Source organism: Agrobacterium sp. 22-209-1, assembly GCF_053522485.1.
On the sequence record NZ_JBNWCH010000002.1, the window covers coordinates 397,579 to 423,719 of the forward strand.

30 protein-coding genes are annotated in these 26,141 nt (G+C 60.8%); 21 read left to right on the plus strand and 9 right to left on the minus strand.

All coding sequences use genetic code 11. From position 1 onward, the window contains the following. Window positions 1-121 precede the first annotated feature (121 nt). Entirely contained in the window at window positions 122-1,213 is a 1,092-nt protein-coding gene (locus tag ACQZ48_RS06230) for a bifunctional transcriptional activator/DNA repair enzyme AdaA (RefSeq protein WP_165691181.1), read from the plus strand. A gap of 17 nt (window positions 1,214-1,230) precedes the next feature. Here the strand turns inward: ACQZ48_RS06230 and ACQZ48_RS06235 are convergent, their stop codons facing one another. After that, window positions 1,231-2,391, minus strand: a complete 1,161-nt coding sequence (locus ACQZ48_RS06235; protein ID WP_077982713.1) for an AI-2E family transporter — start codon at window positions 2,389-2,391, stop codon at window positions 1,231-1,233. Between the two features lie 84 nt (window positions 2,392-2,475). Continuing rightward, window positions 2,476-3,336 carry a VOC family protein gene (locus ACQZ48_RS06240; protein WP_077983010.1) on the minus strand — a complete coding sequence of 287 codons (861 nt, stop codon included), beginning with the start codon at window positions 3,334-3,336 and terminating at the stop codon, window positions 2,476-2,478. 277 nt (window positions 3,337-3,613) lie between these two features. Here ACQZ48_RS06240 and ACQZ48_RS06245 point away from each other — a divergent pair, with 277 nt between their 5' ends. The 4 genes from ACQZ48_RS06245 to ACQZ48_RS06260 all read left to right on the plus strand — a co-directional run bounded on the left by ACQZ48_RS06245 (window position 3,614) and on the right by ACQZ48_RS06260 (window position 6,033). Next, window positions 3,614-4,024 carry a universal stress protein gene (locus ACQZ48_RS06245; protein WP_077982712.1) on the plus strand — a complete coding sequence of 137 codons (411 nt, stop codon included), beginning with the start codon at window positions 3,614-3,616 and terminating at the stop codon, window positions 4,022-4,024. Between the two features lie 80 nt (window positions 4,025-4,104). Beyond that, window positions 4,105-4,425, plus strand: a complete 321-nt coding sequence (locus tag ACQZ48_RS06250; protein WP_077982711.1) for a TraR/DksA family transcriptional regulator — start codon at window positions 4,105-4,107, stop codon at window positions 4,423-4,425. Between the two features lie 319 nt (window positions 4,426-4,744). Further along, window positions 4,745-5,413, plus strand: coding sequence for a PAQR family membrane homeostasis protein TrhA (gene trhA, locus ACQZ48_RS06255; RefSeq protein WP_077982710.1), 669 nt, complete (start codon window positions 4,745-4,747; stop codon window positions 5,411-5,413). Window positions 5,414-5,535: 122 nt separating this feature from the next. Beyond that, window positions 5,536-6,033 carry a GNAT family N-acetyltransferase gene (locus ACQZ48_RS06260; RefSeq protein WP_191216941.1) on the plus strand — a complete coding sequence of 166 codons (498 nt, stop codon included), beginning with the start codon at window positions 5,536-5,538 and terminating at the stop codon, window positions 6,031-6,033. A gap of 184 nt (window positions 6,034-6,217) precedes the next feature. Here the strand turns inward: ACQZ48_RS06260 and msrB are convergent, their stop codons facing one another. Further along, the gene (gene msrB, locus ACQZ48_RS06265; RefSeq protein ID WP_077982708.1) at window positions 6,218-6,625 is read right to left on the minus strand and encodes a peptide-methionine (R)-S-oxide reductase MsrB; all 408 of its coding nucleotides are present in this window, start codon (window positions 6,623-6,625) and stop codon (window positions 6,218-6,220) included. A 201-nt stretch (window positions 6,626-6,826) separates the two neighbouring features. On the opposite strand from msrB, the gene ACQZ48_RS06270 reads away from it, so the two are divergent. The 10 genes from ACQZ48_RS06270 to ACQZ48_RS06315 all read left to right on the plus strand — a co-directional run bounded on the left by ACQZ48_RS06270 (window position 6,827) and on the right by ACQZ48_RS06315 (window position 15,296). Beyond that, on the plus strand, window positions 6,827-9,211 hold the full coding sequence (locus ACQZ48_RS06270; RefSeq protein ID WP_191216940.1) for a putative monovalent cation/H+ antiporter subunit A: 2,385 nt from the start codon (window positions 6,827-6,829) through the stop codon (window positions 9,209-9,211). After that, the gene (locus tag ACQZ48_RS06275) at window positions 9,208-9,627 is read left to right on the plus strand and encodes a Na(+)/H(+) antiporter subunit B (protein WP_077982706.1); all 420 of its coding nucleotides are present in this window, start codon (window positions 9,208-9,210) and stop codon (window positions 9,625-9,627) included. The genes ACQZ48_RS06270 and ACQZ48_RS06275 overlap by 4 nt, the downstream gene beginning before the upstream one ends. Further along, the gene (locus tag ACQZ48_RS06280; protein WP_077982705.1) at window positions 9,627-10,004 is read left to right on the plus strand and encodes a Na+/H+ antiporter subunit C; all 378 of its coding nucleotides are present in this window, start codon (window positions 9,627-9,629) and stop codon (window positions 10,002-10,004) included. Before ACQZ48_RS06275 ends, ACQZ48_RS06280 begins: the two co-directional genes overlap by 1 nt. Window positions 10,005-10,023: 19 nt before the next feature. Next, window positions 10,024-11,601 (plus strand): Na+/H+ antiporter subunit D, encoded by a 1,578-nt coding sequence (locus ACQZ48_RS06285; RefSeq protein ID WP_142912421.1) that lies wholly within the window; start codon window positions 10,024-10,026, stop codon window positions 11,599-11,601. Then, the gene (locus ACQZ48_RS06290) at window positions 11,598-12,077 is read left to right on the plus strand and encodes a Na+/H+ antiporter subunit E (RefSeq protein WP_077982703.1); all 480 of its coding nucleotides are present in this window, start codon (window positions 11,598-11,600) and stop codon (window positions 12,075-12,077) included. Before ACQZ48_RS06285 ends, ACQZ48_RS06290 begins: the two co-directional genes overlap by 4 nt. Beyond that, window positions 12,074-12,460, plus strand: a complete 387-nt coding sequence (locus tag ACQZ48_RS06295) for a cation:proton antiporter (RefSeq protein ID WP_448728675.1) — start codon at window positions 12,074-12,076, stop codon at window positions 12,458-12,460. Before ACQZ48_RS06290 ends, ACQZ48_RS06295 begins: the two co-directional genes overlap by 4 nt. Continuing rightward, on the plus strand, window positions 12,457-12,795 hold the full coding sequence (gene mnhG / locus ACQZ48_RS06300) for a monovalent cation/H(+) antiporter subunit G (protein WP_448728676.1): 339 nt from the start codon (window positions 12,457-12,459) through the stop codon (window positions 12,793-12,795). Before ACQZ48_RS06295 ends, mnhG begins: the two co-directional genes overlap by 4 nt. Before the next feature lie 427 nt (window positions 12,796-13,222). After that, the gene (gene ros, locus ACQZ48_RS06305) at window positions 13,223-13,651 is read left to right on the plus strand and encodes a MucR family transcriptional regulator Ros (protein WP_003497181.1); all 429 of its coding nucleotides are present in this window, start codon (window positions 13,223-13,225) and stop codon (window positions 13,649-13,651) included. A gap of 402 nt (window positions 13,652-14,053) precedes the next feature. Continuing rightward, window positions 14,054-14,476: a helix-turn-helix domain-containing protein gene (locus tag ACQZ48_RS06310; protein ID WP_448728677.1), complete on the plus strand. Its 423-nt coding sequence runs from the start codon at window positions 14,054-14,056 to the stop codon at window positions 14,474-14,476. Further along, window positions 14,469-15,296 carry a DUF6456 domain-containing protein gene (locus tag ACQZ48_RS06315; RefSeq protein ID WP_448728678.1) on the plus strand — a complete coding sequence of 276 codons (828 nt, stop codon included), beginning with the start codon at window positions 14,469-14,471 and terminating at the stop codon, window positions 15,294-15,296. The genes ACQZ48_RS06310 and ACQZ48_RS06315 overlap by 8 nt, the downstream gene beginning before the upstream one ends. Window positions 15,297-15,299: 3 nt before the next feature. On the opposite strand, the gene ACQZ48_RS06320 is transcribed toward ACQZ48_RS06315, so the two are convergent. Together ACQZ48_RS06320 and ACQZ48_RS06325 are read right to left on the minus strand one after the other, a co-directional pair. Continuing rightward, window positions 15,300-15,716 carry a SufE family protein gene (locus ACQZ48_RS06320; protein ID WP_191216937.1) on the minus strand — a complete coding sequence of 139 codons (417 nt, stop codon included), beginning with the start codon at window positions 15,714-15,716 and terminating at the stop codon, window positions 15,300-15,302. A gap of 201 nt (window positions 15,717-15,917) precedes the next feature. Further along, window positions 15,918-16,343: a DUF5330 domain-containing protein gene (locus tag ACQZ48_RS06325; protein ID WP_173988422.1), complete on the minus strand. Its 426-nt coding sequence runs from the start codon at window positions 16,341-16,343 to the stop codon at window positions 15,918-15,920. A gap of 487 nt (window positions 16,344-16,830) precedes the next feature. Between ACQZ48_RS06325 and ACQZ48_RS06330 the strand changes: the two genes are divergently transcribed. The 3 genes from ACQZ48_RS06330 to ACQZ48_RS06340 all read left to right on the plus strand — a co-directional run bounded on the left by ACQZ48_RS06330 (window position 16,831) and on the right by ACQZ48_RS06340 (window position 19,866). Then, entirely contained in the window at window positions 16,831-18,363 is a 1,533-nt protein-coding gene (locus ACQZ48_RS06330; RefSeq protein ID WP_269824458.1) for a sensor histidine kinase, read from the plus strand. Further along, window positions 18,335-19,237 carry a peptidoglycan-binding domain-containing protein gene (locus ACQZ48_RS06335; RefSeq protein WP_448728679.1) on the plus strand — a complete coding sequence of 301 codons (903 nt, stop codon included), beginning with the start codon at window positions 18,335-18,337 and terminating at the stop codon, window positions 19,235-19,237. The genes ACQZ48_RS06330 and ACQZ48_RS06335 overlap by 29 nt, the downstream gene beginning before the upstream one ends. Before the next feature lie 278 nt (window positions 19,238-19,515). Continuing rightward, complete coding sequence (locus ACQZ48_RS06340) at window positions 19,516-19,866, plus strand: DUF1491 family protein (RefSeq protein ID WP_448728680.1); 351 nt, start codon at window positions 19,516-19,518, stop codon at window positions 19,864-19,866. 56 nt (window positions 19,867-19,922) lie between these two features. Here the strand turns inward: ACQZ48_RS06340 and ACQZ48_RS06345 are convergent, their stop codons facing one another. Continuing rightward, window positions 19,923-20,858 (minus strand): DUF2336 domain-containing protein, encoded by a 936-nt coding sequence (locus ACQZ48_RS06345; protein ID WP_448728712.1) that lies wholly within the window; start codon window positions 20,856-20,858, stop codon window positions 19,923-19,925. 561 nt (window positions 20,859-21,419) lie between these two features. Between ACQZ48_RS06345 and ACQZ48_RS06350 the strand changes: the two genes are divergently transcribed. Further along, window positions 21,420-21,608: a hypothetical protein gene (locus tag ACQZ48_RS06350; RefSeq protein ID WP_162854287.1), complete on the plus strand. Its 189-nt coding sequence runs from the start codon at window positions 21,420-21,422 to the stop codon at window positions 21,606-21,608. 19 nt (window positions 21,609-21,627) lie between these two features. Here ACQZ48_RS06350 and ACQZ48_RS06355 read toward each other — a convergent pair whose 3' ends face one another. Further along, complete coding sequence (locus tag ACQZ48_RS06355) at window positions 21,628-22,176, minus strand: DUF1254 domain-containing protein (protein WP_077982692.1); 549 nt, start codon at window positions 22,174-22,176, stop codon at window positions 21,628-21,630. Continuing rightward, entirely contained in the window at window positions 22,169-22,756 is a 588-nt protein-coding gene (locus ACQZ48_RS06360; protein ID WP_077982691.1) for a DUF1214 domain-containing protein, read from the minus strand. The genes ACQZ48_RS06355 and ACQZ48_RS06360 overlap by 8 nt, the downstream gene beginning before the upstream one ends. Before the next feature lie 111 nt (window positions 22,757-22,867). On the opposite strand from ACQZ48_RS06360, the gene ACQZ48_RS06365 reads away from it, so the two are divergent. Then, window positions 22,868-24,256 carry a M20 family metallopeptidase gene (locus ACQZ48_RS06365; RefSeq protein ID WP_191216934.1) on the plus strand — a complete coding sequence of 463 codons (1,389 nt, stop codon included), beginning with the start codon at window positions 22,868-22,870 and terminating at the stop codon, window positions 24,254-24,256. Here the strand turns inward: ACQZ48_RS06365 and ACQZ48_RS06370 are convergent. Next, complete coding sequence (locus ACQZ48_RS06370; protein WP_191216933.1) at window positions 24,253-24,861, minus strand: LysE/ArgO family amino acid transporter; 609 nt, start codon at window positions 24,859-24,861, stop codon at window positions 24,253-24,255. The genes ACQZ48_RS06365 and ACQZ48_RS06370 overlap by 4 nt on opposite strands. 286 nt (window positions 24,862-25,147) lie before the next feature. On the opposite strand from ACQZ48_RS06370, the gene ACQZ48_RS06375 reads away from it, so the two are divergent. Continuing rightward, entirely contained in the window at window positions 25,148-26,047 is a 900-nt protein-coding gene (locus ACQZ48_RS06375) for a LysR family transcriptional regulator ArgP (protein WP_191216932.1), read from the plus strand. The last annotated feature ends 94 nt before the right edge of the window (window positions 26,048-26,141 follow it).

Sequence of the window (26,141 nt, forward strand, 5' to 3'; positions counted from 1 at the left end):
CGCACCGGCTCACCTCACTGAAAGCAGCCGTCGTCAGGGCTGAAGGATGAAGATACATCCTTCCACATCCATGCCCGTTTTTCGGCGGCGCGGGTCAAAAATTTGCGCTAGCATCCTCCCCATGATGCTGTTCAAACGCCCCGATACCGAAACGCTCTATTCCGCCCTTGTGAACAAGGACCCCGCCTATGAGGGCGTGGCCTATGTGTGTGTGACGTCGACGAAGATTTTCTGCCGCTTCACCTGCACGGCGCGAAAGCCGAAGATCGAAAACTGCCGGTTCCGCGAGACCATCGCCGAATGTCTGGAGGCGGGTTTCCGTCCCTGCAAGCGCTGCAAGCCGATGCTGTCCTATGGCTCCGCCGACGAGACCGTGACGTCGCTGCTGACGGCGCTGGAAAGCGACCCGGCGCGGCGCTGGCGCGAGGAGGATGTGGTGGCGCTCGGCCATGATCCTTCCACCGTGCGCCGCACCTTCAAGCGCCGTTTCGGCATGAGCTTTCTGGAAATCGCCAGATTGCGGCGGGTGGGCGGTGCGGCGGAGAGCCTCGCTTCCGGCGAAGCGGTGATAGGCGCCCAGATCGACGCCGGTTATGAATCCGGCAGCGGCTTCCGCGCCGCCATCAACCAGTTCTTCGGCTCTTCGCCCGTCGCGATGAAAGGCAAGGGGTTCTTGAAGGGCGACTGGATCGATACGCCGATCGGCCCGATGCTCGCCGTCGCTGACGATCACGCCCTGCATCTCCTCGAATTTGCCGACCGGCCGGCGCTCGCCGCCGAATTGAAGCGGCTGAAGACGCGCACCGGCGCGGATATGGTGCTTGGCCGAACGGCCGTGACCGGCCAGATCGAAGCGGAACTCAAGGCCTATTTCGCCGGTCATTCGGCGGCCTTCAAAACGCGTCTTGCCGGCCATGGCACACCCTTCGAGCGCGATGTCTGGCGCAACCTGCGGGAAATCCCGGCGGGCGAGATCGTCAGCTATTCCTCGCTCGCAACCGCCATGGACAGGTCATCCGCCGTACGTGCGGTCGCGCGTGCCAATGGCGCGAACCAGATCGCCATTGTTGTGCCGTGCCACCGTGTGCTGGGCGCCGATGGCAGCCTGACTGGCTATGGCGGCGGGCTGTGGCGCAAGAAATGGCTGATCGAGCACGAGCGCCGCATGGCGCAGACGCTCCGCGGCGTGCAAAAAGTTCCGCTCGCCTCCTGATGGCGCCGAAGAAGAGGCTAGTCGGGCAGGTTCGGCACCACCCGGCGGGTGGGGAAGAGTTCGCGTGTCACCGTCATGGCGATCAACGATAGCGGCAGGGCGAGCATCGCGCCGGCCGCCCCCCACATCCACGTCCAGAAGATGATCATCACGAAAACGAGGAAGGGATTGATTTCCATGTTACGGCCGACGACAGCCGGGAAGGCGAGGTTCTCCATCAACAGGTGAATGGTGAAGAAGGCGCCCGCCGGCAGCAGCGCGAGGACCATGTTGTCATGGGTGATGATGCCGGCGACGGTGAGCGATATGGTCATGAGGGTAATGCCGAGAAACGGCACGAAGCTCGAAAGGAAGGCAAAAAGACCCCACAATAGCGGCATGGAGAGACCTCCGAGATAAGCGATCACGATCATGGTGACGCCAAGCGCGGCGTAGATCAGGCTCGCCGTGGCAAAATAGGTGCCGAGCACTTTTTCCACCGAGCCGATGATGCGGATGGTTCTAAGTCGCTGATGGCGCGCCGGGAAGGCCATGATGAGGGCCTTGCGCAGCCGCAGGCGGCTGTAGAGAAACATCAGGAGCGCCGCAAGGAAGATCAGCCCCTGCACGATCGCGGGCGTCACGTTCGCGCCAAGCAACGAGATGATTTCGCCGCTACGCGACAGCAGCGATTCCATGGACATGGAGCCCATGCTGAAGGTGGCCGCAGAAATATTCAGCCACCTCATATTTTCGAAATAGGGCAAGAAGCGATCAATGGTCCGCTCGATCAGGGCTGGGCCCTCCGATGCCAGCTGCGAGACCGGGTCCACCAGCGAATTGACCACGAAGAAAATGACGGCGGCGACGAGTGTGGACAGGATGATGGCGACGCCTGCGCCCGGTATGCCGTAGGAGGCCAGTTTCTCGGCCGAGACGCCGAGGATCATACCGACGACAACCGCCATCACAACGGGCATCAGGATCATCGACAATTCATGGATGACCGCCATGGACACGATCAGGAAAATGCCGATGATCGACCAGGCAACGAAGACATCAAGCGCCTCTCGTCCGAGCGGTTGCTGGCTGCGCGCGTCATCGCGCTGCGAAACCGAAGCCGGTGTCGCAAGTGGATCGGCCTTGTCCAGCAGCAAGGCCGCAGTGTCGGCGAGATCCGGCTTGGCGTTCTCATTCATCGAACTATCCCCCAATAAGGTGGCTAACGTCCGACAAATCCGGCGGTTCCGGGGCGGCACAAATTTCTGCCGCCCCTGTTGTGTTTATGCGGAAAGCTTCAGCCCGATGCCCCACGGATCCTTCAGCGCAATGCCGTCGCTTTGCCGCTCTGTGGCGATTTCCAGCCGGTCGAGCGCGGCAATCGCCGTCTCAAGCGCAGCCGGCTCGTTAAAGGTCAGCGAATAGCCGGAAAGACCGGTCATATTGTCCTTGCGGGCGGCCGCACCCCGGCTGTTCCAGATATTGGCGGCGACGTGGTGGTGATAGGCGCCCGACCCGAAGAAGCTCGCGCCGGGATAACGCGCCATGATCTTCAGCCCCAGCACATCCTGATAAAATTCATCCGCCTGCGGAATATTCCCCACCTGCAGATGGATATGGCCGATGGCTGTTCCTGCCGCCGCACCGGTAAAGGCCGTCTTCGGCGCGCTGTCGTAAAGCGCCTGAAGGTTGAGGCCGAGGGTGGCCATTTCCACCGTGCCGTCCTGCTGGTAGGTCCATTCGTCCGGCGAACGGTCGCGGTAGACTTCTATGCCGTTGCCTTCCGGGTCGGCAAGATAGATCGCCTCGCTGACCAGATGGTCGGACGCGCCCTGAAACTGGACATTGTTGTGGGCGGCATGCGCCAGCCAATGGGCCAGATCGTTCCGGCTCGGCATCAGGAAGGCGGTGTGGAACAGGCCCGCGGCGTTGCGCGGCGCGCGTTGCGCCGTGCCGGAGGTGGAAAGTGTGAGAAGCGGCTGGCCGCCGACACCCAGCACTTCGCCGCTCGGGTTGTTTTCAAGAACGGAAAGACCGATGATCTTCCGGTAAAAATCCGAAACGCGCGGCAGATCGTGAACGACGAGATGCGCCTGGCCGACATAGGCCGGCCGCGTCAGGGCGAATTGTTTGATTTCACTCATCATGATCTCCATATTGAATCCGAAGCGCCCTGGGGCGGATCGGTCGCCGAAATTATCGGCCGACGCCGCTTTGCGGCGTTTGTCGAAGGCAAATATGGGCTGGTTTCGTCGTTCAGCAAAGATCGTCGTCTGACGATTGACCGTCCACTATTCGTTGACAATGCCCCGTTCCGGCCCGGCTCCGGCTTTGACTTCGATCAAGGTGAAGGCCGTGCCAACGGGGAATATAAGCCTAGTCCGACACGCCAAACGGCGGATCAAGCCAAAGGAGACAGCCATGTACAAGAAGATCATCGTACCGGTAGACCTCAGCGCCACCGACAAGGGCGAAAAGATTCTCGAAAAGGCCAAGGCGCTTCTGGATCCCGATGGCGAGATCGTTCTCATCAACGTTGTCGAGGAGCTGCCGGGCTATATGGCGATCGACCTGCCGGTCGACCTGATCGAAAACGCCATCAAGGACGCCAAGACCAGGCTTTCGGATATCAAGACCAGGGCCGGTTTCAAGGGCAGCCAGGAAATCCGAAGCGGCGCGCCCGCGCGCGAAATCATCGCCGCCGCCGAGGAACACAAGGCCGACCTCATCATCATCGCGTCGCACACGCCGGATTTCAGCAATTATTTCATCGGCGCCACCGCCGACCGCGTGGTGCGCCACGCCAAATGCTCGGTGCTGGTCGACCGATAAAAGCCTGACATTTCAGGGTTGCGGGCGGCTTTTCCGTCTGGAAATGCGACGATGCAAGAAGATCGGCTGGAGGAAAAAACATGAATGTCGAAACTTACGAGAAAATCCTGCGAGACCGCCAGCGCGAGCTTTATCGCCGCCTGCACAAAATCGAGGCCGATTTCGAAGAGCCTCGCAATCCCGACGACGAGGATCGCGCCACCGAACGCAGCAATGACGAGGTGCTGGACGAACTGGGGCAGGTGGGTCAGGACGAGCTGCGCGCCATCGACGCAGCCCTCGACCGTATCGCCAGCGGCACCTTCGGCACCTGCGTCAAATGCGGCAAGAAGATTTCGGAGGATCGGCTGAAGGCAGTGCCTTACACGCCGTTCTGCCAGGAATGCGCTGCGGCTTTGTGATTGCGGCTAAAAATAAGCGAGGTTGTCGCGACGTCTTTCTTCTCCCCGCCGGGGAGAAGGTGGCCCGAAGGGTCGGATGAGGGGGCAAGCTCTCCGGATATCTCTACCCTCGCCCCCTCATCCCGCTGCCGCGACCTTCTCCCCGGCGGGGAGAAGAAACAAGCGGCGGTCGCTCGCTACACCGGTACAGGCCGAAACAAGACCTCTCCTTTCGCAACAACCTCGAACGCAATTTGATCGCCGTTAACCGGCCGCTGTCTTGTTCCTGTCTAATATTGTCTCCATGCTTTGATGAAAGCACGCAGACGGGATTGGACGAATGAGCGAGATGTGGCGGTTCGGGCGCCAGTATGATTTTCACGAGATCGTCGCCGATGGCATCGTCCACGGTGTCGGTATCGTATTTGCGTTGGTGGGTGCCACGGCGCTGATTTTCTACGCGACCGCCTGGGGGACGCTCAGCGCGATCGCCGCCGCGTGGATTTACGGTCTCGGACTTGTCGCCTGCCTCTCCGTGTCCTTCACCTATAATATCTGGCCGCACTCAAGGGTAAAATGGTTCCTGCGCCGGCTGGATCACTCGGCAATCTTCATCCTCATAGCCGCCACCTACACGCCATTCCTGATGCGCGGCATTCACGATCCGCTGATCGCCGTGATGCTGGGGCTGATCTGGCTTGCCGCCATCTGCGGCATCCTCCTCAAATGCCTGTTTCCCGGCCGCTACGACCGGGTCGCCATTGGTCTCTATCTTGCCATGGGCTGGAGCGGCATCATGGTGGTGGAACCTTTGTCGTCGCACCTCGCCCCCGTCACGCTCTGGCTCATCGTCGCCGGCGGCGTCATCTATTCGCTCGGCGTGATTTTCCATGTCTGGGAAAAGCTGCGCTTCCAGAATGCCATCTGGCACGGTTTCGTCGTCTCGGCAGCCGCTGTCCATTATTTCGCCGTTGTCACCGCATTCAGCCTCGTCCCGATGGCGTCCTGACGCCCTTTTTTTGACGGGGTAAGCAACGCGCTGGACATTGCGCGGCGTCATCCCTTAAGGCTCGTCAGAGGAGCAGCTGTCTTTTGCAGCCGCTCATCTAGAAATATGAGGGCGAAGCAATAATGAGCGTGGAACTGCGCGACGCGACCGTGGACGATCTCTCCGGCATCATGGCGATTTATAACGATGCGGTGGTGAACACGACCGCGATCTGGAACGAGGTCGTGGTCGATCTGGAGAACCGCAAGGAATGGTTCGCAGCCCGCACATCGCGCGGTTTTCCGGTCATCGTCGCCATCCTCGACGGCAAGGTCGCAGGCTACGCTTCTTATGGCGACTGGCGCGCTTTTGACGGTTATCGCCACACCCGCGAACATTCGGTTTATGTGCATAAGGATGCCCGCGGCCACGGCATCGGCAAGCGGCTGATGCAGGCGTTGATCGATCATGCGAGCGGCAACGACGTGCATGTGCTGATCGCCGCCATCGAGGCGGAAAACATGGCCTCCATCCGCCTGCATGAAAGCCTCGGCTTCCGGGTCGTCGGCCGGTTCTCGGAAGTCGGCACCAAGTTCGGACGCTGGCTGGATTTGACGTGTATGGAACTGAAGCTGGGCTGAAAGCTGAAGGCCAGCCATGGATCGGGCGAGTGCCGCGTTTTTCTTCCCCGCGCCGGGGAGAAGTCCGCGGCAGCGGGATGAGGGGGCGAGCTCCCCGAAATACGGCAACGTTACCCCCTCATCTGACCCTTCGGGCCATCTTCTCCCCGGCGGGGAGAAGAAACTCGCGGCACGGTCTTGCCGCTCAAACCGGCTCGAACACCATCGAATGGCCGTTGATGCAATAACGCAGGCCGGTGGGCTTCGGGCCGTCCGGGAAGACGTGGCCGAGATGGCCGCCGCAATTGGCGCAACGGATTTCCGTGCGCACCATGCCGTGGCTGGCGTCGCGATGTTCCGTCACCGCGCCCGGTTTTACCGGCTCGAAATAGCTCGGCCAGCCGCAGCCGGCATCGAATTTCGTATCGGAGAGGAACAGCGGCTCGTCGCAGGCCGCGCAGCGATAGAGGCCCTTCTGGAATGTATCCCAATAGGGCCCGGTGAAGGCGCGCTCGGTGCCGTGTTCGCGCAGGATGCGATATTGTTCCGGCGTCAGCTGCTCACGCCATTCGGCATCGGTCTTTTTGATCTTGGGGGATGTCAGATCGCTCATGGAATGATCCTTTCTTTGCGTCTCAGATAGTCATCGCCGCCGCCGATTGAAAGGGGAACGACGTCATAACGCGTTCGTTATGGGACGGGAGTACCGATTTGGGTTGAGAAGGGCGTGTCTATGCCTTAACTGGAAAATCGATTTGAAAGAAGAACGCCATTTATTGGCGCGCAGGGATGGGGTATATCCCGGGAGACGTGAATGACATCCGATGTCACGCCGCTGACATTCCTATCGCTTTTTCTGCCGTTTCTGGCAGCGCTCGCTGCGCCGGCCCTGGTGAAACGGTTTGGCCACAACGCGGCATGGGTTCTGGCGATTGCGCCTGCTCTCGCCTTCGCGCATTTCGCGCTGATGCTGCCGCAGATCGCGGCAGGCGGGGTGGTGACAGGCGGTTATGCCTGGGTGCCGAGCTTCAATCTCAGTTTTTCCTGGTTCATCGACGGCCTGTCGCTGACTTTCGCGTTGCTGATCACCGGCATCGGCCTGCTGATCGTGCTCTATGCTGGTGGTTATATGAAGGGCCATCCGCAGCAGGGCCGGTTCCTGTCCTTCCTGCTGCTCTTCATGGGCGCGATGCTGGGCGTCGTCGTTTCCGACAGCCTGCTGATGCTGTTCGTCTTCTGGGAACTCACCTCCATCACCTCCTTCCTGCTGATCGGCTTCGATCATGAGCGCGCCGCCTCGCGCCGCGCCGCGTTGCAGGCGCTGGTGGTGACGGGCGGCGGCGGTCTCCTGCTGCTCGCAGGGCTGATCTTCATCTGGGACATCAGCGGCATGACGCAATTGTCGATGCTGGTGCGCGGCGGCGATGTCTTGCGCGACAGCCCGTTTTATCTGGCCGCGCTGCTTCTGGTTCTCGGCGGGGCCTTCACCAAATCGGCGCAGTTTCCCTTCCATTTCTGGCTGCCCAACGCCATGGAAGCGCCCACTCCGGTTTCGGCCTATCTGCACTCGGCGACCATGGTGAAGGCGGGCGTCTATCTCTTGATGCGGCTCAACCCGGTGCTCGGCGATACCGCCGCCTGGCAGATCCTGCTGCCTTTCTTCGGCGGGCTGACCATGCTTATCGGCGCGCTGCTGGCCGTGCGCCAGACCGATCTCAAGCTGATGCTCGCCTATACCACGGTGTCGTCGCTCGGCCTTTTGGTCATGCTGACGGGCTTTGGTTCCGCCCATGCCATCGAGGCGGCGGTGCTTTATCTGGTGGCGCATTCGCTGTTCAAGGGCGCGCTGTTCATGGTCGCCGGCATCATCGACCATGAGACCGGCACCCGCGACGTCACGAAGCTCGGCGGCCTGCGAAAAGCCATGCCGATCACCTTTACAGCGGCGCTGGCGGCTGCGATTTCCATGGCCGGCCTGCCGCCCTTTTTCGGGTTTCTCGCCAAGGAAGAGATCTATTACGCGCTGGCGCATGGCAATCCGCGGGCCGTGCTGTTCACCGGCATCGCCATCCTCGGCAACGCGCTGATGTTCGCCGTCGCCTTCGCTGTGGCGCTGAAACCCTTTCTCGGCAAGCCGGTGAAGACCCCGAAACACGCGCATGAAGGCTCGCTGTTGCTCTGGCTCGGACCGGCGCTTCTGGCGCTGAAGGGGCTGACGATCGCGCTCTTTTCCGGCGTCGCGCACTTCTATGTCTCCACGCCGATGGCGAGCGCCATCGCCGGTGAAGCGCGCCCGGTGGAAATCTCGCTCATCCCGCATATTGGCGTGCCGCTCGGCCTGTCGCTGCTGACGATCGCGCTCGGCATTGCTCTCTATGCGCAGCTTTCCACCGCCCGTGGGCTGATCGACCGCACCTTCAAGGCGTTGGGGGCGGGGCCGGACAGGGGCTTTGACGTTTTCATCGACATGCTGGTGAAAGTCTCGTTCCACATCACCCGGCTCATTCAGCCGGGTAGGCTGGAGTTTTACGTTACCGCCACTTTCGCCGTCATCGCCGCCGTGCTGCTTGTGCCGCTGTTCCTTTATGGGGAGCTGCCATCCATGCCGTCATGGCCGCACGATATGCAGGTCCATGAACTCACCTTCATCGTCATTGCCGTGGCGGGCCTCATCGCGGTGCCGACGGCGTCGAGCCGGCTCACCGCCATCATCGCGCTCGGCATTCAGGGCTTTGCGGTGGCGGTCATTTTTCTGCTGTTCGGCGCGCCTGATCTCTCCTTCACGCAATTCATGGTCGAGACGCTTTCGGTGGTCATTCTGACGCTTGTCATGACGCGGCTTCGCCTGTCGCCGTCAGACCATCGCGGCCTTGGCCAGAAGCTGATGGACGGCACCATCGCCATCGCCTGCGGAACCGGCTTCGCTTTGTTCCTGATGCGCGCGACGCAGGCGAGCTTCGACAACCGCCTGACGGACTTCTACAACACCTATTCCAAGACCATCGCCCACGGCGCCAATGTGGTCAACGTCATCATCGTCGACTTCCGCGGCACGGATACGCTCGGTGAAATCGCCGTCGTGATGATAACGGGCCTTGCCATCCTTGCGCTGATCCGCATCCGCCCGGCCGCCGCCGTCAAGGGAGCCGCCGTCAAGGGACCGGCCAGAACCGCGAAGAAGAAAGGAGCGCGGGTATGAACACGCTCATTCTGCGCACCGTCACTCCCGTTGTCACCAGCCTCATGGTGCTGTTTTCCATCTTCGTGCTGTTGCGCGGCCATAATGAGCCGGGCGGCGGTTTCATCGGCGGCCTGATTGCGGTCTCGGCGCTGGCGATCTACGGCATCGCCTATGGCGTGACCGCGGTTCGGCGCGCCATCGTGTTTCATCCGCTCGCCATCGCCGGGGCGGGGCTGCTTTTGTCCATGCTGTCCGGCCTCGTTTCCATGGCCGCCGGCGTGCCCTTCATGACCGGGCTCTGGGTCTATCCGAGCCTGTTCGGTGTCGAAATTCCGCTCTCCACCGTCATGTCCTTCGATATCGGTGTCTACCTTGTCGTGGTCGGCGCCATCACCTCCATCGCACTGGCGCTGGAAGAAAGGGAAAGCGACTGATGGAAGCGGTCTTCTCCATTCTCGTCGGCATCTTCTTTTCGGTGGCGATCTACCTCATGCTGTCGCGTCACAGCATCCGCATGCTGCTCGGCGTCGCCATTCTCGGCAATGCAGTGAACCTCCTGCTGTTCACTGCGGGCAGGCTGACGCGCGAAGTGCCGCCGATCATTCCGCCCGGCATGGACACGCTGCCCCCGGGTGCGGCCAATCCGCTGCCGCAGGCGCTCATCCTCACGGCAATCGTCATTTCCTTTTCTTTCTTCTGTTTCCTTCTGGTGCTGACCTGGCGTGCGTTTCAGGAATTGCAGACCGACGACACGGACGAAATGCGCACCGCAGAACCCGCAGGCGAGCCGATGCCGCCGCTCGGTTATTGAGCGGCGAGGCTGAGACATCATGGCATCTTCCACCTCTTCCGCAGTCACCGATCTTTCCGCAGCGCTCGTCACGACGCCCGTGCCGCTCACCGACTGGCTGATCATTCTTCCCATCGCGCTCTGCATTGGCGCAGGCGCGGTGCTGATGATGATGCGCCACGCCATCCGCCACCACGCGACCGTCGCCATAGCGGCGCTGTTCCTGCTGGTGCTGCTCGACGCCGCGCTTTTGTGGAAGGTCGCCGCTGAAGGCCCGTTCACCATGGTGATGGGCCGCTGGCTGCCGCCCTTCGGCATTGCCTTTACCGCCGACCTGACGGGCGCGCTGCTGTCGCTTGCGGCCGCCATCGTGGCGCTTGCGGGCGCCATCCATGCTGGCGCGGATATCGATGCCAGCGGCAGGCGATACGGTTTTTATCCCTTCCTGATGCTTTTGATGGCCGGTGTCACCGGCGCGTTCCTGACCGGCGACATCTTCAATCTTTATGTCTGGTTCGAGGTGCTGCTGATCTCGTCCTTCGGTCTCATCGTGCTCGGCTCGACGCGCGAGCAGATCGACGGCGCGCTGAAATACGCCATTCTGAACCTCATCGGCACGACGCTGTTCCTGATCACGGTCGGTTATCTCTACGCCATCTTCGGCACGCTCAACATGGCCGATATAGCCCGGAAGGCGACGACGCTGCGCGACGCAGCGCCGCTGATGACGCTTGCGAGCCTGTTCGCGCTCGCCTTCGCCATGAAAGCCGCGGCCTTTCCGGTGAATTTCTGGCTGCCGGCCTCCTATCACACGCCGCGCATCGTCGTGTCCGCCCTGTTCGGCGGCCTGCTCACCAAGGTCGGCATCTATTCGCTGCTGCGCGTCATGGTCATGCTGTTTCCGGTCGAGCGGGAAGAACTCAGCATCGTCATCGCCATCTCGGCGGCGTTGACCATGGTGCTCGGGGCCATGGGCGCGCTCGCTCAGAACGATATCCGCCGCATGCTCGGCTATATCGTCATCTCGGGCATCGGTTACATGATGGCCGGTATCGCCATCGGCACGCCCTCCGGTGTGTCCGGCGCAATTTTTTACGCGCTGCACTCCATGGTGCTGATGACGGCGCTCTATCTTGCCGCCGGCCACGCCGCCCGCCTTGGCGGAGGTTTCAGCCTCACCTCACTCAGGGGCCTTTACCAGCAGGCTCCGTGGTTTTCGGCGCTGGCGCTGGCGCTGTTCTTTGCCGGTTCCGGCCTGCCGCCCTTTTCCGGCTTCTGGCCGAAGGCGGTGCTGGTCAAATCGGCGATCGATATCGGCGCGTGGTGGCTCGCCGGCTCCATCCTCGCCTCCGGCTTCATCGCCACCATCGCTTTCGGGCGAATCTTCCTTTTGTGTTTCTGGCGTCCGGTGGCGGCATCCTCAGGTCAGTCGTCCCTGCCGCAGGCGCCACCCTCGGCAGCGCCGTCTTTTACGCCGCTGGTGGGTCTGACGTTGCTGGTGGTATTCTTCGGCCTGTTTCCGGAAAGCCTGCTCAATCTCAGCCAGCAGGCGGCCGCAGGCCTCGGTGACCCGCGGGCCTATATCAACTCGGTCTTTTCCGAAGGGGGCAAACCATGAGCCTCTATGTCGTACAACTGCTTTTCGTCGCCGTATGGCTCGCTGTCACGGGCAGCGTCAGTCTGGCGAACATCCTGTTCGCCCTCGTCGTTTCGACGCTCGCGCTTGGCATCATCCGCCACCAGCTCCCCGCCGGACGTAACCACTGGCTCAGGTTCGCCCGTATGCTGTCGCTGGTGCTGCTGTTCTTCAAGGAGCTGGCGCTCTCCGCATGGAAGGTCGCCATGCTGGTGACGCGGCCGAAGCTCGACGTGCAGCCCGGCATTTTCGCCTATCCGCTGACGGTGACGACGGATTTCCAGATCACGCTGCTCGCCAACCTCATCACGCTCACGCCGGGCACGCTTTCGGTCGATGTTTCGGCGGACAGAAAAACGCTTTACGTGCACGCGATCGACTGCAGCGATGTCGAGGCCACGAAAAACGACATCCGCAACGGCTTTGAAAAAAAAATCATGGAGGCGTTTCAAATATGACGCCAGAACAGACAGTTTCATTTGCAACTATACTTGCATCGGTTGTTCTGTCGGCGGCCTTTTTGCTGACAGTATATCGGGTCGTCGTCGGCCCCACCTTGCCGGACCGTATCGTTGCGCTCGACATGCTGGTGGGCATCGCCATCGGCTTCATCGCGGTCATCGCCATCCGCACCGGCTTCAATCTTTATGTCGACATCGCCATCGCGCTCGGGCTGGTCGGTTTTCTGGCAACGGTGGCCTTCGCCCGCTTCGTATTGTCCCGGGGCCTGGACGAGCGGCGCGGGCCGACGACGGTTCTCGACGGTGAAAGGGCATCTGAAATCGTTGAAAAAACGATGAAAAAAGGTGTTGTAGGCGGAAAGGGAAAGGGCCGGCGATGATGAATTGGGTTGTGACTATTTTCGTTTCAGTGCTGCTGCTCTCGGGCGCCATTTTCTCGCTGATCGCGGCAATCGGGCTCAATCGGCTGCCGGATGTCTATACCCGCATGCATGCGGCTTCCAAGGCGGGAACGGTGGGTTCCGGCCTGCTGCTTCTGGCGGTCGGCATTCATTCCATGGAAATATCGACGCTGGCGCGGGCGCTTGCCGGTTTCTTCTTCTTTGTCCTTACAGCGCCGGTCTCGGCGCATCTTCTTGCCATGGCCGCTCATAAGGCAGGTTATCCGCTTGCCGCTAAATCGGTAGTTGATGACATGAAGAAAATTTCAAGTTGAAAATACCCCCAATAATTGGGGGTATTCATTTTCAATTGCTACTTGGTCTAGTATTTTATTACCCGTAATTTTTTGTATTCCAATTAGACTGTTTTGAACTGAAAAATCCGCAATAGGAATTTGACTTTTGCTGTTTTGCTGTTATCCAAATTAAGTGTAAAATTGCTAGTCGCAATTTGCATCTAGCCTCTTCATAGTCGGCATAGGCATTTTATTAATGTCTAATCTATGGCCCGCCGGGCCATTGCTGCCCATGTCGCGGGCCATACGTTGAATCTCGGACCAATTCGTTTCCGGTTTTCGCTCGAAATCTAGGGGTAGGTTTCATGTTGGTTTCAACAAGGCGAAGGTGGGGCACCGGGTAACTTCACATCGCTCGATGCGGCGTTTGCCCGCGTCAGGGGATCAATAAACAGGAGATACTTAAATGACGGAAACTGCATACGGTAACGCCCAGGATCTGCTGGTCGAACTGACGGCGGATATTGTGGCTGCCTATGTTAGCAACCACGTCGTTCCGGTAACTGACCTTCCCGGTCTTATTTCGGATGTTCACACGGCGCTCAGCGGAACATCGGCGCCGGCGTCGGTGGCGGTCAATGTCGAAAAGCAGAAGCCTGCCGTCTCCGTCCGCAAGTCGGTTCAGGATGACCACATCGTCTGTTTGGAATGCGGCGGCTCGTTCAAGTCGCTCAAGCGGCATCTGACGACGCATCACAGCATGACGCCGGAAGAATATCGCGAAAAGTGGGACCTGCCGGTCGACTATCCGATGGTTGCGCCCGCCTATGCCGAAGCCCGCTCGCGGCTCGCCAAGGAAATGGGTCTCGGTCAGCGCCGCAAGGCCAGCCGTTGATTTTAACGCGGGTCTGCGGGGGGTGTTTCTTCTCCCCGTCAGGGAGAAGGTGGCCCAAAGGGTCGGATGAGGGGGCAAGTTCTCCGCATATCTGTACCCTTACCCCCTCAACCTGCTGCCGTGACCTTCTCCCCGGCGGGGAGAAGGCGGCAGTGGGCATTCGCCCGCTCCCCATGTTTCCTTAGAAACTGTCTTTACATCACATGAATATCCAGCCGGTCCGTAGACCGGCTTTTTTATTGCCGCTTCGAATCTTGGTGAGGAAAAAAATCCTTTATAGAAGGCCTCATTTCTAAAAAATATAGAACTATATCAGAGGCATGTTCTTCCTCTGCAAATTCACGCTTCCCCACGTACTTCCTCAGGTGTATGAATTAATTCCTATTCGTAGAGGAGTTGCATATGCCGTCGGATACTGTGTTTCTGCCTGCCGCCGCGCGGCCTTGCGTGCGGGTCGGTGATCGTCCTTTTCGTCATTGGCCGTCTGCGGTGGGGCGGGAGGAGATTTCCCGTCTCTGCCGTCTGGTACGGCAGCTCACCGGCGAGATGGTGCAATTGACCGGCGACCGAACGCTGGTGCGCCGCGACAGCCGGCGCACGGAATGCCACATCCGCCAGATTGCCATGTATGTGTGCCATGTGCAGCTGGGCATTCCCATGTCGGATATCGGACCCTGTTTCGGCCGGGACAGGACGACGGTGGGCCATGCCTGCCAGGTGGTGGAGGACCGGCGTGACGAACCGGCATTCGATGAGTTCGTCGCCGCGCTGGAGCGGCTTACCAGCAATATCTTCAATGCGATGAAAGGCGCCCGGGATGAGTGAGGAAAAAAGCGCCCCGATCTCCCCCCAGAACCCACATCTCCTGCGGCTGCTGCGTTGCATCGCCGCGGGCGCGGTGGAGATGTCGCAGGAGGGTGGCGACATCGTCCTGCGCCGGGCGCAGGCAGGCCATCCTGTGCTGCGGTTTTCGGCCGCGACGGTGCGGTTTGCCATTTCTTCCGGGCTGGTCGAGCAGCGGGAAAACACCCTTTCCGCCGCGCCGCCGCTCGCTTCCTGGCTGAAACGTGCAATGGCGAAAGACCGGGATGAGGTTTTTCAGGACCAGCACCGGCATATGCAGACGGTTATTGTGGATGTCGGCGAAGGAAAGCAGCCGGCCCGGCGCAATCTCAACAGCTCTCCCCTGACCAGCCTTGCAAGGCTGAAGGAACGGGACGGTGCGGCGTTTTTCCCGGCGGATGCTCTGGGGGCGGGTGAACGCCTTGCCGCCGATTTTCATCGCGGCCATCTCAATCCGAAGGTAACAGCGACATGGGAGCCGAGAATAGCGAACCGCACCAAAGGTGAGGCGGGAGGGGCGCTCGATCTCACCGAGGCGGCAATGGCCGCAAGAACGCGGTTTTCCCGCGCGGCCGATGCGATGGGGCCTGAACTGGCGGGCGTCGCCATCGATATCTGCTGCTTCGAAAAGGGGCTGGAGACGGTGGAGCGCGAAAGGCAATGGCCGGCGCGGTCGGCAAAACTGCTGCTGCGCGCAGCACTGCTGGCGCTTGCCCGCCATTATGCGCCGCCTGCGGCCCGCGCGGGCAGGAAGGAACACCATTGGGGCGATGCGGATTATCGCCCGTCGATGACGAGGTGAAAGTCAGGCCACCAGCAGCCGGGCTTCCTCGCGGATGCGCTTGATCATGGAGCGCAGGCCGTTGGCGCGCTGCGACGACAGATGTTCCACCAGCCCGATCCTGTCGAACACCTCAATCGCGTCGAGATCGGCGATTTCGGAGGCTCTCTTGCCGGAATAGACGGCGAGCACGATGGCGACGAGGCCGCGCACGATATGCGCATCCGAATCGCCTTCGAAGGTCAGGAGAGGGTCTTCGGCGCCATCGCTATGGCTGACGAGCCAGACCTGGCTTGCGCAGCCATGCACCTTGTTCTCGGGCGCGCGCTTGTCTTCCGGCAGATCGGGAAGCGCCTTGCCGAGTTCGATGACATAGCGATAGCGATCCTCCCAGTCGTCGAGGAAGGCGAAGTCGTCAAGGATCGTTTCGAGAGAGGCCATTTGCGCGCCGTATCATCCATCATTGCAAGGTGTTTGCTAGGATATAGGGGAAGTGCGGCCGGTTTTGAACCATGGACCATGAAAAAGCCCACGGAAAACAGGTTTCCGTGGGCAAGTCAGGCAGGCAATCGGCAGCCGGATATTTTCGGCTGCAAAAAAGGGGTTGTGGCGCGCTGGCCGGCAGGGATCAGGGCGACAGCATCAGGGCGCAGGGCGCTTCTGCGGCAGAGGAATGACGGTGCCGGTCTTCAGCATGTCGGTATCCTTCGGAAATTCGACGCTGACGACCGGGGCTTCGGCCAGTTTTTCGGTCTCGGCCGCGAGTTCAGCGGCGGGAGCGGGCTTGTCACCGGAAGCAAGCTGCTTGTCCAGCAATTCATAGGCCACCTTTGCGCCTTCCTTTGCCCGCTCACCGAGCGCGTGGAAGGTTTCGGCGCCCTTGACGCAGACATCGGGCTTTTCGATGCAGATGGCGCTGACATAACGATAGGCTTCACCGGCGGCTGAAACGGCGCTGGGAATATCGAAGGCCGAAGGTTCCTTGGCCGGATCGTTGCTGCTGCCGAAATAGGACAGCGCCACTAGCACCAGCGAAAACCAGAATGTTCCCTTGATCAGAAACCACATTGTCAGACACCCTGCCAGATGATCTTTGTTTTCTAAAGCCCCGCCCGGTTTCGGGTCATCGGCCTTTGTCCCGTTTTTCGGGCTTGTGAAGAAGCTACAGGCGACCGGCGAACAGCCGATTGCAAAAAGCGACGCAATTTAATTCAAATTGTACCTATTCTCCTCGTATCGGGACGCCTGCCGAGAATTCATTCGAATTTTAACAGTCGATGTTAAGCATAATTGCGACAGAGGCCGCGCGTTCCGGGCGAAAGCGGCGCACGGCTTTGCCACAAAAGTTAACATGATGGCAAAAATGAAGCGAAATCCGTCGCTTACCCGTCATTAACCATGATTGGGAAAGCTTCGAAGAAATGCCCCGTAATGGGACTGCGCAGCATTTGACGGGCCTTTGAGGCCATTCTTTTTATCCATTCCTTAAGCCGCCGCCTTCTATTGTCGGAGCCGTTAGAACCGCCTCAGGGATTCGGTGTTGGTATTGCGTAATATGAGAGAAAAAGCGGTCGCATTGGTCGACCATGCTGCAGGCAGATGGCTTGCGCGCATGGAAGAGGACACCGAAAGGCGCGCCGGAACCGTTGCGCGCCTGCGCTGGCTGATCGCCTTCAGCGCCGTCGGTCTTGTGGTGACGCCGGCCCTTTTCAGCCTTGTCGTCAGCCCCGCCATCGCACTGCCCATTGGCGCTGCTCTGGTGCTGGCGCTGTTTCTGGCTGCCGCCGCACTTCTGATCGCCTTTTCCCACTCCGCACGCGGCGCATCTTCTCATTCGGTCTCGCCGGTGCACGACGACCTTATCATGGCATCGCAGGTGCCGGGCCTTGTGTTGATGATCGGTGAGACCGGTTTCGTCGAGCACGTCTCCGGTCGAGATCTCGCGGCGTTCCCGAACGACCTCCAGGCCAGCAAGGGCCATGTCCTCGTTGAGTACGTCCATGTTTCCGACCGCATCGAACTGATGCAGGCTTTCGACATGTTGCGGCAGGGGGAGGACAGGGCGACGGTGGAACTTCGCTTCGAGACCGGCGCGAAGTCGCGTCAGGCGCAATTCATGCACGGCCGCATCGAAATGACGGCCATTCGCGGTTCAACGGGCCGCCTGCGCCGTATCGTCGCCCAATTGACCGATGTTACCGACATGGTACGCCTGCGCCGCGATGTCGCCCGCAAGGCGGCCGAGGCGGAGTCGGCCAATGATGCGAAATCGCGCTTTCTCGCCGCCGTCAGCCACGAGCTGCGCACGCCGCTCAACGCCGTCCTCGGTTTTTCCGATATTCTGGCCGGCGAATATTTCGGCCGGCTGGAGAACGACCGCCAGCGGGAATATGTCGGTCTCATCCGCCAGTCGGGTGCGCATCTTCTCTCTGTCGTCAACACCATGCTCGATATGAGCAAGCTGGAAGCCGGCCGTTACGAACTGATGATGGAAAGCTTCCCGATTGCCGAGACCATCTCGTCCTGCGAGGCGATGCTCAGCCTGCAGGCGAAGGAAAAGGGTCTGACTTTGACCAGCCGCATCCAGCGCGGTGTCGGCGAAATCTCGGCCGATCAGCGCGCCATCCGGCAGGTTCTGATCAATCTTGCCGGCAACGCCATAAAATTCACCGATGCGGGTGGTGTGGTGTCGATCGACGCCGCGCGTGAGGGCGCGATGTTGAAGCTGACGGTGAGCGACACCGGCATCGGCATCGCTTCCGACAAGATCGAATTGCTGGGCCAGCCCTTCATGCAGGTTCAGAATGAATATACCCGTCGCTATGAGGGCACGGGTCTGGGATTGTCCCTGGTCAAGGGGCTTGTGGCACTGCATGGCGGCACTTTCGCCATCGCCAGCAAGCCCGGCGAGGGAACGGTCGTAACGATCACCCTGCCTGCCGACGGTTCGGGCATGGCGGGTGGCGGCGAAAGCGCCGAAGCCGAAAGCATGGTGGAATTTCCGCCCCGCATCCGGCAGCTCGGCGATATGGCCGCAATGATGAAAAAGGATGGTGACAATGGCCCCGCGAAAGCGAAAACCGCCTAAGAAAACAACGGCCCAGATTGGCGCCGGGCTTGTTTCCTTGGTGGTTTCTGCCATCGGGCGAGAAATCCTGCGCCGTCCGAAACTGGTGGGCGGCTCAGGCGCCTTTGCGGTCGTCTTCGGTTTTGTCGCCGCCAATGCGCTCTGGTATCAGCCGGGCGTGCACCCATCGCCTTTCCTGCGCACGCGCGACGCGGAAAACCCAAATGGCATTGCCGGTTATCGCCCGGCCGAGCATCTCGGCGTGCAGGGCAATGTCACCACCTTCCGCATAGAACGACCGGCGGAGACGCTAAACGCGCAGCAAGCGAGGGCCGAAACGCCGGCGCAATCCGTCGCAGAAAGCCAGAAGCCGCAGCAGATCGTTGCCGATATTCAGACAGAACTGAAGAAACGCGGGCTTTACGAAGGCGAGGCGGATGGCCGCATGGGCCCACGCACCGCCGCCGCCATCATGTTCTTCGAGGAAACGCTCGGCATGGAACAGACCGGCGAGCCGACGACCCGGGTGCTCGCGGCGCTGCGGATAGACGGCGCAACGGTTGCCGCGATACCCAGGGACCGGCCTGCCGATACCAGCGGCGGTGGAGTGGAAATCGACCCGGTCGCGGCCGCCATCCGCAAGGCGGAGAAGCCGCAGGTAAAGGCCGAACCCGTTTCCCTTAATAGCACGTCCAAGCCTGCCAGCCGGGATCTCATAGCCAGGATACAGCAGGGGCTGATCAACATCGCTTATGCCGATGTGAAAGTGGACGGTGTGGCCGGCCAGCAGACCCGTAATGCTATCAGGGCGTTTGAAAAACATTATCGCCTGCCGGAAACCGGCGAGCCGAGTGAGGTCGTGCTGAAGAAGCTGAAGTCGATCGGGGCGCTTTAGATTTGAGCTTCCGGAGGGTTGACGACGGACCGAAGGTGCTTGGGGCTTTACCCCCCTCTGCCCTGCCGGGCATCTCCCCCTCAAGGGGGGAGATCGATATGCGGCAAGGTCTCGCCCATCCCGACGCTTGAGAATGGAGCAGTGAAAGAGCCTCCTGCCGATCTCCCCCCTTGAGGGGGAGATGCCCGGCAGGGCAGAGGGGGGTGAAGCCCCGCGCACCATCGCCCCTTAAATTCAACAGTGAGAGCACGCCCACCGTTTCCATCGAAAGCAACCCCATGCGCCTCAAATCCGAAATGTTCGTCTCAGCCCTCATCCGCCGCGTCTTCGCCGCCGGCGGATTTGCAGCTGTCGAAAAGAAGGGGGCGGAGGAGGCGGGGGCGATCTTTATCCGCCAGCGCCTGCGTGATGGCCGCGAGAACCTCTATGGGCCCGCGCCGCAAAGTTTCGCCGATGATGAGGATATCCCCGAACGCCGTTTCGAAACGCGTCTTGCGGGTGCGGATGGCGAGGAAAGTGCCGCTCTTCTTGAGAGGGAACGACGCTTCGACAGCGACCTGTGGGTGGTGGAGATCGAAACCGATGAGATCGGGAGCCTGCTGACGCTGGTTGATGGGCCGAAGGCCTAGAATTGGCCGGCGATGGCCCGCCTCTTCAATCCGTGAAGGCGCAAGGCCAGACCTGATTATCCTTGCGTCCCGGTTCTTTGCGCAGACGGTGTGTTGTGGCCCGGTCGTTCGCGGCCATGCGTATAGCTGTCGGCCCGCCGCCAGCTTTCCAGCCGCTCTTCGCATTCCACGATGTCGAGACGGTCGAGCAGGGCTTCGGCACGGTTCATATCGCCTGCGGCGGCGGAAAGATGCGGATAGAAACATTGCAGCACGAAAGCCGCCTCGGAGAATTCCATGCCAAGGCCGGTCAGCGTCGTTGCCAGCTGCGCGCCTGATATATCGAGCATGATGCGCTCCGACAGCCAGTAGCTGGAGGAGAGAGAATCCGCCAGCGTCACCGCGAATTGCCGGGCGTTGCGCTCGCGGGCGAAACGCACCAGCAGCGCTTCCTGCACCTCGCTCAGCCGGCGAAGGCCGAGAACGTCGCTTTCCGGGCGGTTGAGGTGATGCGCCATCTGCTTGATCCGCTGGCGCATTTCCTCTTCGAGCGCGGAGGCGGCGGCGATGTTGTCCGTCTTTTCTTCCGCTTTCGGCTCTTCAGGGCTTTCCGCCGCCTGCGGTTCGGCAGCCGTCGTCTGTTCATCCGGCCGCTTCAGATCTTCGGCGTGACGCAGCCCGACAAGTGCGTCGATGACGGTGGGGGAAAGGTCCTCGCGGCGCACGATGGCGCGCGCATGCGCCGCCCCTTGCGTGCGGGCAATGGTGATCAGCGTGTCGTCATCGAGGCATTTGGAGGAAATGAGGAATGGCGCTGCAAGCGAAATCGGCTGGCAGGCGATGAAGAAGGCGACAGCCGAAGGCACGCTCGGATGCTGCGAGAGCGCGGCGATCGCCTCCCGCTTGGCTTCATCGGTGGAGGCGTTGAAAAGCGGCATGAAAAGTTCGGCGAACTGCCGAAGGTCCGTTTTTGACGGATGCGAAACATTCTCGAAATTCGTCACGGTGGCCATCAGCACCACATCTTTCTTCCTCACGGCTCTTGGCCTCTCAAGTTCTCGAAACCGGTCGGTCAACGCACTACCCAACAAACGCAAACACAATATCGGCTCAAATTAGAGCAAATGCGTTGACGCCCTGTTAACTATGGGGGGTGGCAAGAGAGAATCCGCATCTTTCAACAAGGAAATTTTAAAACCTTGATGACGGACGCAGGACCGTGGAACTTTACCGCATCGCCTTTGTTTTCAAGGCGGGCAGCTCCGGCCGGAATAAGTTGGGGTCCGGCAATTAAGGTTAACGGATCATTAACCTCTGTCTGTTTGTAATTTCATGGGCAGTATTAGGATTCCATGTTATTCTTATCGACGGAATAAATGAGAAAATGGCATGTGAAGCCTGAATCTGCGCACGGTCCGCTTATAAGAATCGCCTTGGATTTTTGGATCGTGCGAAAACCAGTCTGTGGACTGGCCTATGCGCAATGTGATGGTGATGAAATTCCCGACGCAAGACGAGGCTTGCGCGGTTCCCATGGGCAACATTGACAATCATGTCCCGAAGAGGAGATGAGCATGGCAGAGATTATTCCAATCGGCGACGCCCGACGAAACCTGCGCCCCGCCGGCGCGGTGGCAACCGTGATCGGCCCGGCGAAAGTCGTGCTGTTTACCGGCGTGCGCTATGAAAAACGCGATACCGAGCCGACCGGAAAAGTCGCGCGCAAGGGCAAATCCGCAGCGGAAACTGCCCTCAAATCCTGACGGCGCACGACAACCGACGTTATTTCCACGCCGTCGGCTGGCATTTCGCCTCGTTCAGGAACCGTTCCGCCTCTTCCCCGAAACTCGGCTGCGGGACCATGGTCCGCAACACCACATATCCTTTCGTCTGATCCGATTCCGCCAGAATGGCCTGCGAAAGCGCGGGTGGTTGCGCCTTGCGGATGGCGGCGATCTGCACCGCATCCGCCACCAGAATATCCATCACCCCGCCGGCGGACGTGCGGTCATTCATGCTGAAAACCTCATTCGAGGCCTTGTCGTAAACCGCGACCGACCAGAAGGGCACGGCCCCGATGGCAGTCAGCCTGACCGGCTTGTCCTCGATATCGAAGGTGCAGACCGCGACCCGCATGAAGGGATCGCCGCTGCCAAGCGTCTTTTTCTCCGCCGTCTCTTCGAGCAGATGAAACTGATGCGGTTTTCCTTCCGCCACCGCGCGCGTATAGGCGTCGCGATTGCTGAAATGCGGTATCGCCAGAAGAATGATGACATGCAGCACGGCTGCGCCGACGAGACCGGTGAGGATGGCGAGCAGAACCCTAAGCATTGCCACACCCCAGCTTGCGGATTTGCGGCATGGAGATGTCGATCAGGCCGGAACTGCCCGCGACGGGCGTGTCGAGCAGGGTCATGACCAGCCTGAAGGTCTGGCCCTGCGGCACCGACAGCCAGTTATAGGTCTGGGCGTCAGCGGCGATGGTGATGTCGACGCCGCCATCGGCGCTGCGCAAAAGCGTGCGGGAATTCAGCGCGAAGGGCCGCCCCGCATCTTCCGCCAGCACATTGCCCTGCTGATCGGCGGTGTAAATCGTCCAGAACCGTGCGGGCGGCACGGCGCCCGCCAGCCGGTAGCGGCACTCGCCGCTCAAGCGTTGCCCATCGCTGTCGACGGAGGCGGTGAAGGCCAGCCCTTCCGCGGTTCCGTAAAGCAGCTTGCCGGCGTCGGCGCGGTGCGATTTGGCGTAAGGATCGGCCTCGATCGTCTGCGCCACGGGAAAGGCGTCCCAGGAGCCGACGCGGATCGATCCAAAGCCGGATGTCGCCTCAAGGGCTGCCAGCGTTGCGGCAATACCGCCGCCAAAGGCGATCAGAAGGGCGATGCCGACAAGGAATGGAACTCGGAACACGCTGTTTTCCCGTTTTTGAACAGGTCGAGGACTATCACTGATTCCCTGTTTGGAAAATGGCGCGGCTTGTTTAGTCTTCGTGAAAATGATCACAACCGGGGATATTCCATCATGTCGCGACAATCCGCAATCGACCGTGCCGCCGCCTGTTTTGACGATGGCGGCTTCGAGCGGGATTTGTCGCGACGCGTTTTGCGACGGACCGAAAGCCAGAATGAGGAGCAGGGCGAGGAACTGACGCTTTATCTGGAACAGGAAATGCTGCCCGCATTCGCCGCCATGGGTTTTTCCTGCACCATCCTGCGCGACCCGGCGGCGGATTTGCCGTTTCTGATCGCCGAGCGTTTCGAGGGCGACACGCTACCGACCGTGCTGGGATACGGCCACGGGGATGTGGTGCGCGGTCAGGACGAGGGCTGGGCCGAGGGCCTTTCGCCCTTTGTGATGTCTGAACGCGATGGCAGGTGGTATGGGCGCGGCACGGCCGACAACAAGGGGCAGCATTCCGTCAATATGGCGGCGTTGAAGGCCGTGCTCGAGACACGCGGCAGGCTTGGTTTCAACGCCAAATATCTGATCGAGATGGGCGAGGAGAGGGGATCCCCCGGCCTGAGGGAGATTTGCCGGAACCATGGCGAGCGGCTGAAAGCCGATCTTCTGATCGCCTCCGACGGCCCGCGCCTGAATGCGGAACGGCCGACGGTTTTTCTCGGCGCGCGCGGCGGCATCACCTTCGATCTGGTGATCGAGGCGCGTGAGGGCGGCCATCATTCCGGCAATTGGGGCGGGGCGCTCTCCAATCCCGGCGTGCAGCTGGCCCATGCCGTCGCAAGTCTCGTCGGCCCGACCGGCCAGATCCGCGTGCCGGAACTGGTGCCGGAGGAATTGCCGAAAGCGGTGCGTGAGGCTCTTGCCGATTGTGAAATCGATGGCGGGCCGGACGGCCCGAAGATCGATCCGGACTGGGGCGAGCCCGGCCTTTCCACCGCCGAGCGGGTGTTCGGCTGGTGCGCGCTGGAAGTGCTGGCTTTCGAGACCGGCAATCCGCGTGCGCCGGTCAACGCCATTCCGCCTCGGGCGTGGGCGCGGCTGCAATTGCGCTTCGTTGTCGGTATCGATCCGGAGGCGGTTCTGGCCGCCGTGCGGCGTCATCTCGACCGGCAGGGTTTTGCCATGGTGGAAATCGCGCCTGCCGGCGACGAGATTTTCCGCGCGACCCGGCTCGATCCGCAGGATCCATGGGTGGATTTCACGCTGCGCTCCATTGCCCGTACCACGGGCAGAAAACCGGCGCTTCTGCCCAATCTCGGCGGTTCGCTGCCCAACGATATCTTCGCCGATATCCTCAAACTGCGCACCATCTGGGTGCCACATTCCTATCCCGGCTGCTCGCAGCATGCGCCGAACGAACATTTGCCGAAGGAGATCGTACGCGAGGCGCTTACCCTTATGGCCGGGCTCTATTGGGATATCGGAGCAGGCGACACGCCGCCGCTTTAGGCCCCCATGACAAGCTTGAAGGCGATGGCCCACATGGTGACGGCGATGACGCCTTCAAGAATGCGCCAGGCAGAGGGTTTTTCAAAGATTGGCCGCAGCCAGCGCGCGCCGTAACCAAGTGAAAAGAAGAACGCCAGCGAACCGGTGGCCGCGCCCGCCGCGAAGGTTTTTTCGAAGCCGGGAAACTGCGTTGAAATGGTGCCGAGCAGCACGACGGTATCAAGATAGACATGCGGATTGAGAAAGGTCAGCGCGAGACAAATGGCCAAAGTCTGCCAGAGGCTCGCCTCCTGCCGCTCCGACACCGAAAGCGCCGCGGAAGAGCGCAGCGCCGAATGCAGGCTTTTGGCGCCATACCAGACGAGGAAAGCGGCCCCCGCATAACGCATGATGGGATCGAGCGCCGGCATGATGGCGCTGATCCGCTGAAAGCCGAACACGCCCACCGTAATCAACAGCGCATCGGCAAGGGCGCAGGTGGTGCAGACGGCAAACACATGCGAACGCGCCAGCCCTTGTTTCAGCACAAACGCATTCTGCGCGCCGATGGCGACGATGAGGCTGAGGCCCATCGTCAGGCCGGTGAAGAAAATCTGGATGTCCATGCGCGTCGCGGCCCCTGCCTCTGTCCATTGTGGAATGGCCGGGGGCGTTGCTCCCGACCGAGTGCTTGGATATTTCCGCCAGATGGTTTAATCCAGTTAAATAAACTCAATCCAGATAAGCTGAGCTAATGGCGCACTTCTCTTTTCAACGTCTCGATTTTCCGCCACGTTGCCATCTCTCCACCGTCATTCCTGTTCCCCGGAACAAGAATGAGGGAAGGAGAGGCCGTCGCCTATGGCTTCCAAGGCCATCACGCCACCTCCAAACCCCGCATGAGGTGCCGTAATGCTCGACTATCCCTCCATGCGGGCCGTGTCGCTCGTGGCCCAGACCGGCAGCTTCGAAAAGGCGGCGCAGGTGCTGTGCGTCACGCCATCGGCCGTCTCCCAGCGCATCAAGCAACTGGAGGAGCGGCTGGGTGTGGTGCTGATCGTGCGCGGCAACCCCTGCGTGGCGACGGAAAAGGGCGAATGGCTCTGCCGTCACATCGATCATGTCGGCATGCTGGAAAGCGAATTGTTCCGACAGCTTCCGGTGCTGGCGGAAGCCGGCGCAGCGCAGGAGCGCGTGACGCTCAACATCGCCACAAACGCTGACAGCCTCGGCACATGGTTTCTGGATGCGGTTTCGAAATTCACCGGCGGCAGCGATTATCTCGTCAATATCGCGGTGGACGATCAGGACCACACGGTGGAATGGCTGCGCGGCGGCAGGGTGCTCGCCGCTGTCACGGCCCATGCCAAGCCTGTGCAGGGTTGCCGGGTAACGCCGCTCGGCGTGTTGCGCTATCATGCCACCGCCAGCCCGGATTTCATGGCCCGCCATTTCGCCGGAGGTGTCACGCCCGCCGCCCTTGCCCGGGCGCCCGGGCTCACCTTCAACCAGAAGGACAGGCTGCAGGCGAGTTGGGTCAGGAAGGTGCTGGGCGAGGATATCGCTTATCCCACCCACTGGCTGCCTTCGACGGACGGTTTCGTGAAGGCGAGCCTTTCCGGCATGGGCTGGGGGCTCAATCCGGTGCAGCTTGTGGGGGATCACCTCAAGACGGGCAGGCTGGTGGAGGTCGTTCCCGGCACGCCGCTCGATATTCCGCTTTACTGGCAGGTCAACCGGCTCGCGGCGGAGCGGCTGGGGGTGTTGACGTCGCATGTGGTGGAGACGGCGAGGGGAGTGTTGTTGCGATAAGTTTCGGTTTGGAGAAGCGGTGGCGATGGAGTGCATGGCTTTACCCCCCTCTGCCCTGCCGGGCATCTCCCCCTCAAGGGGGGAGATCGACGCG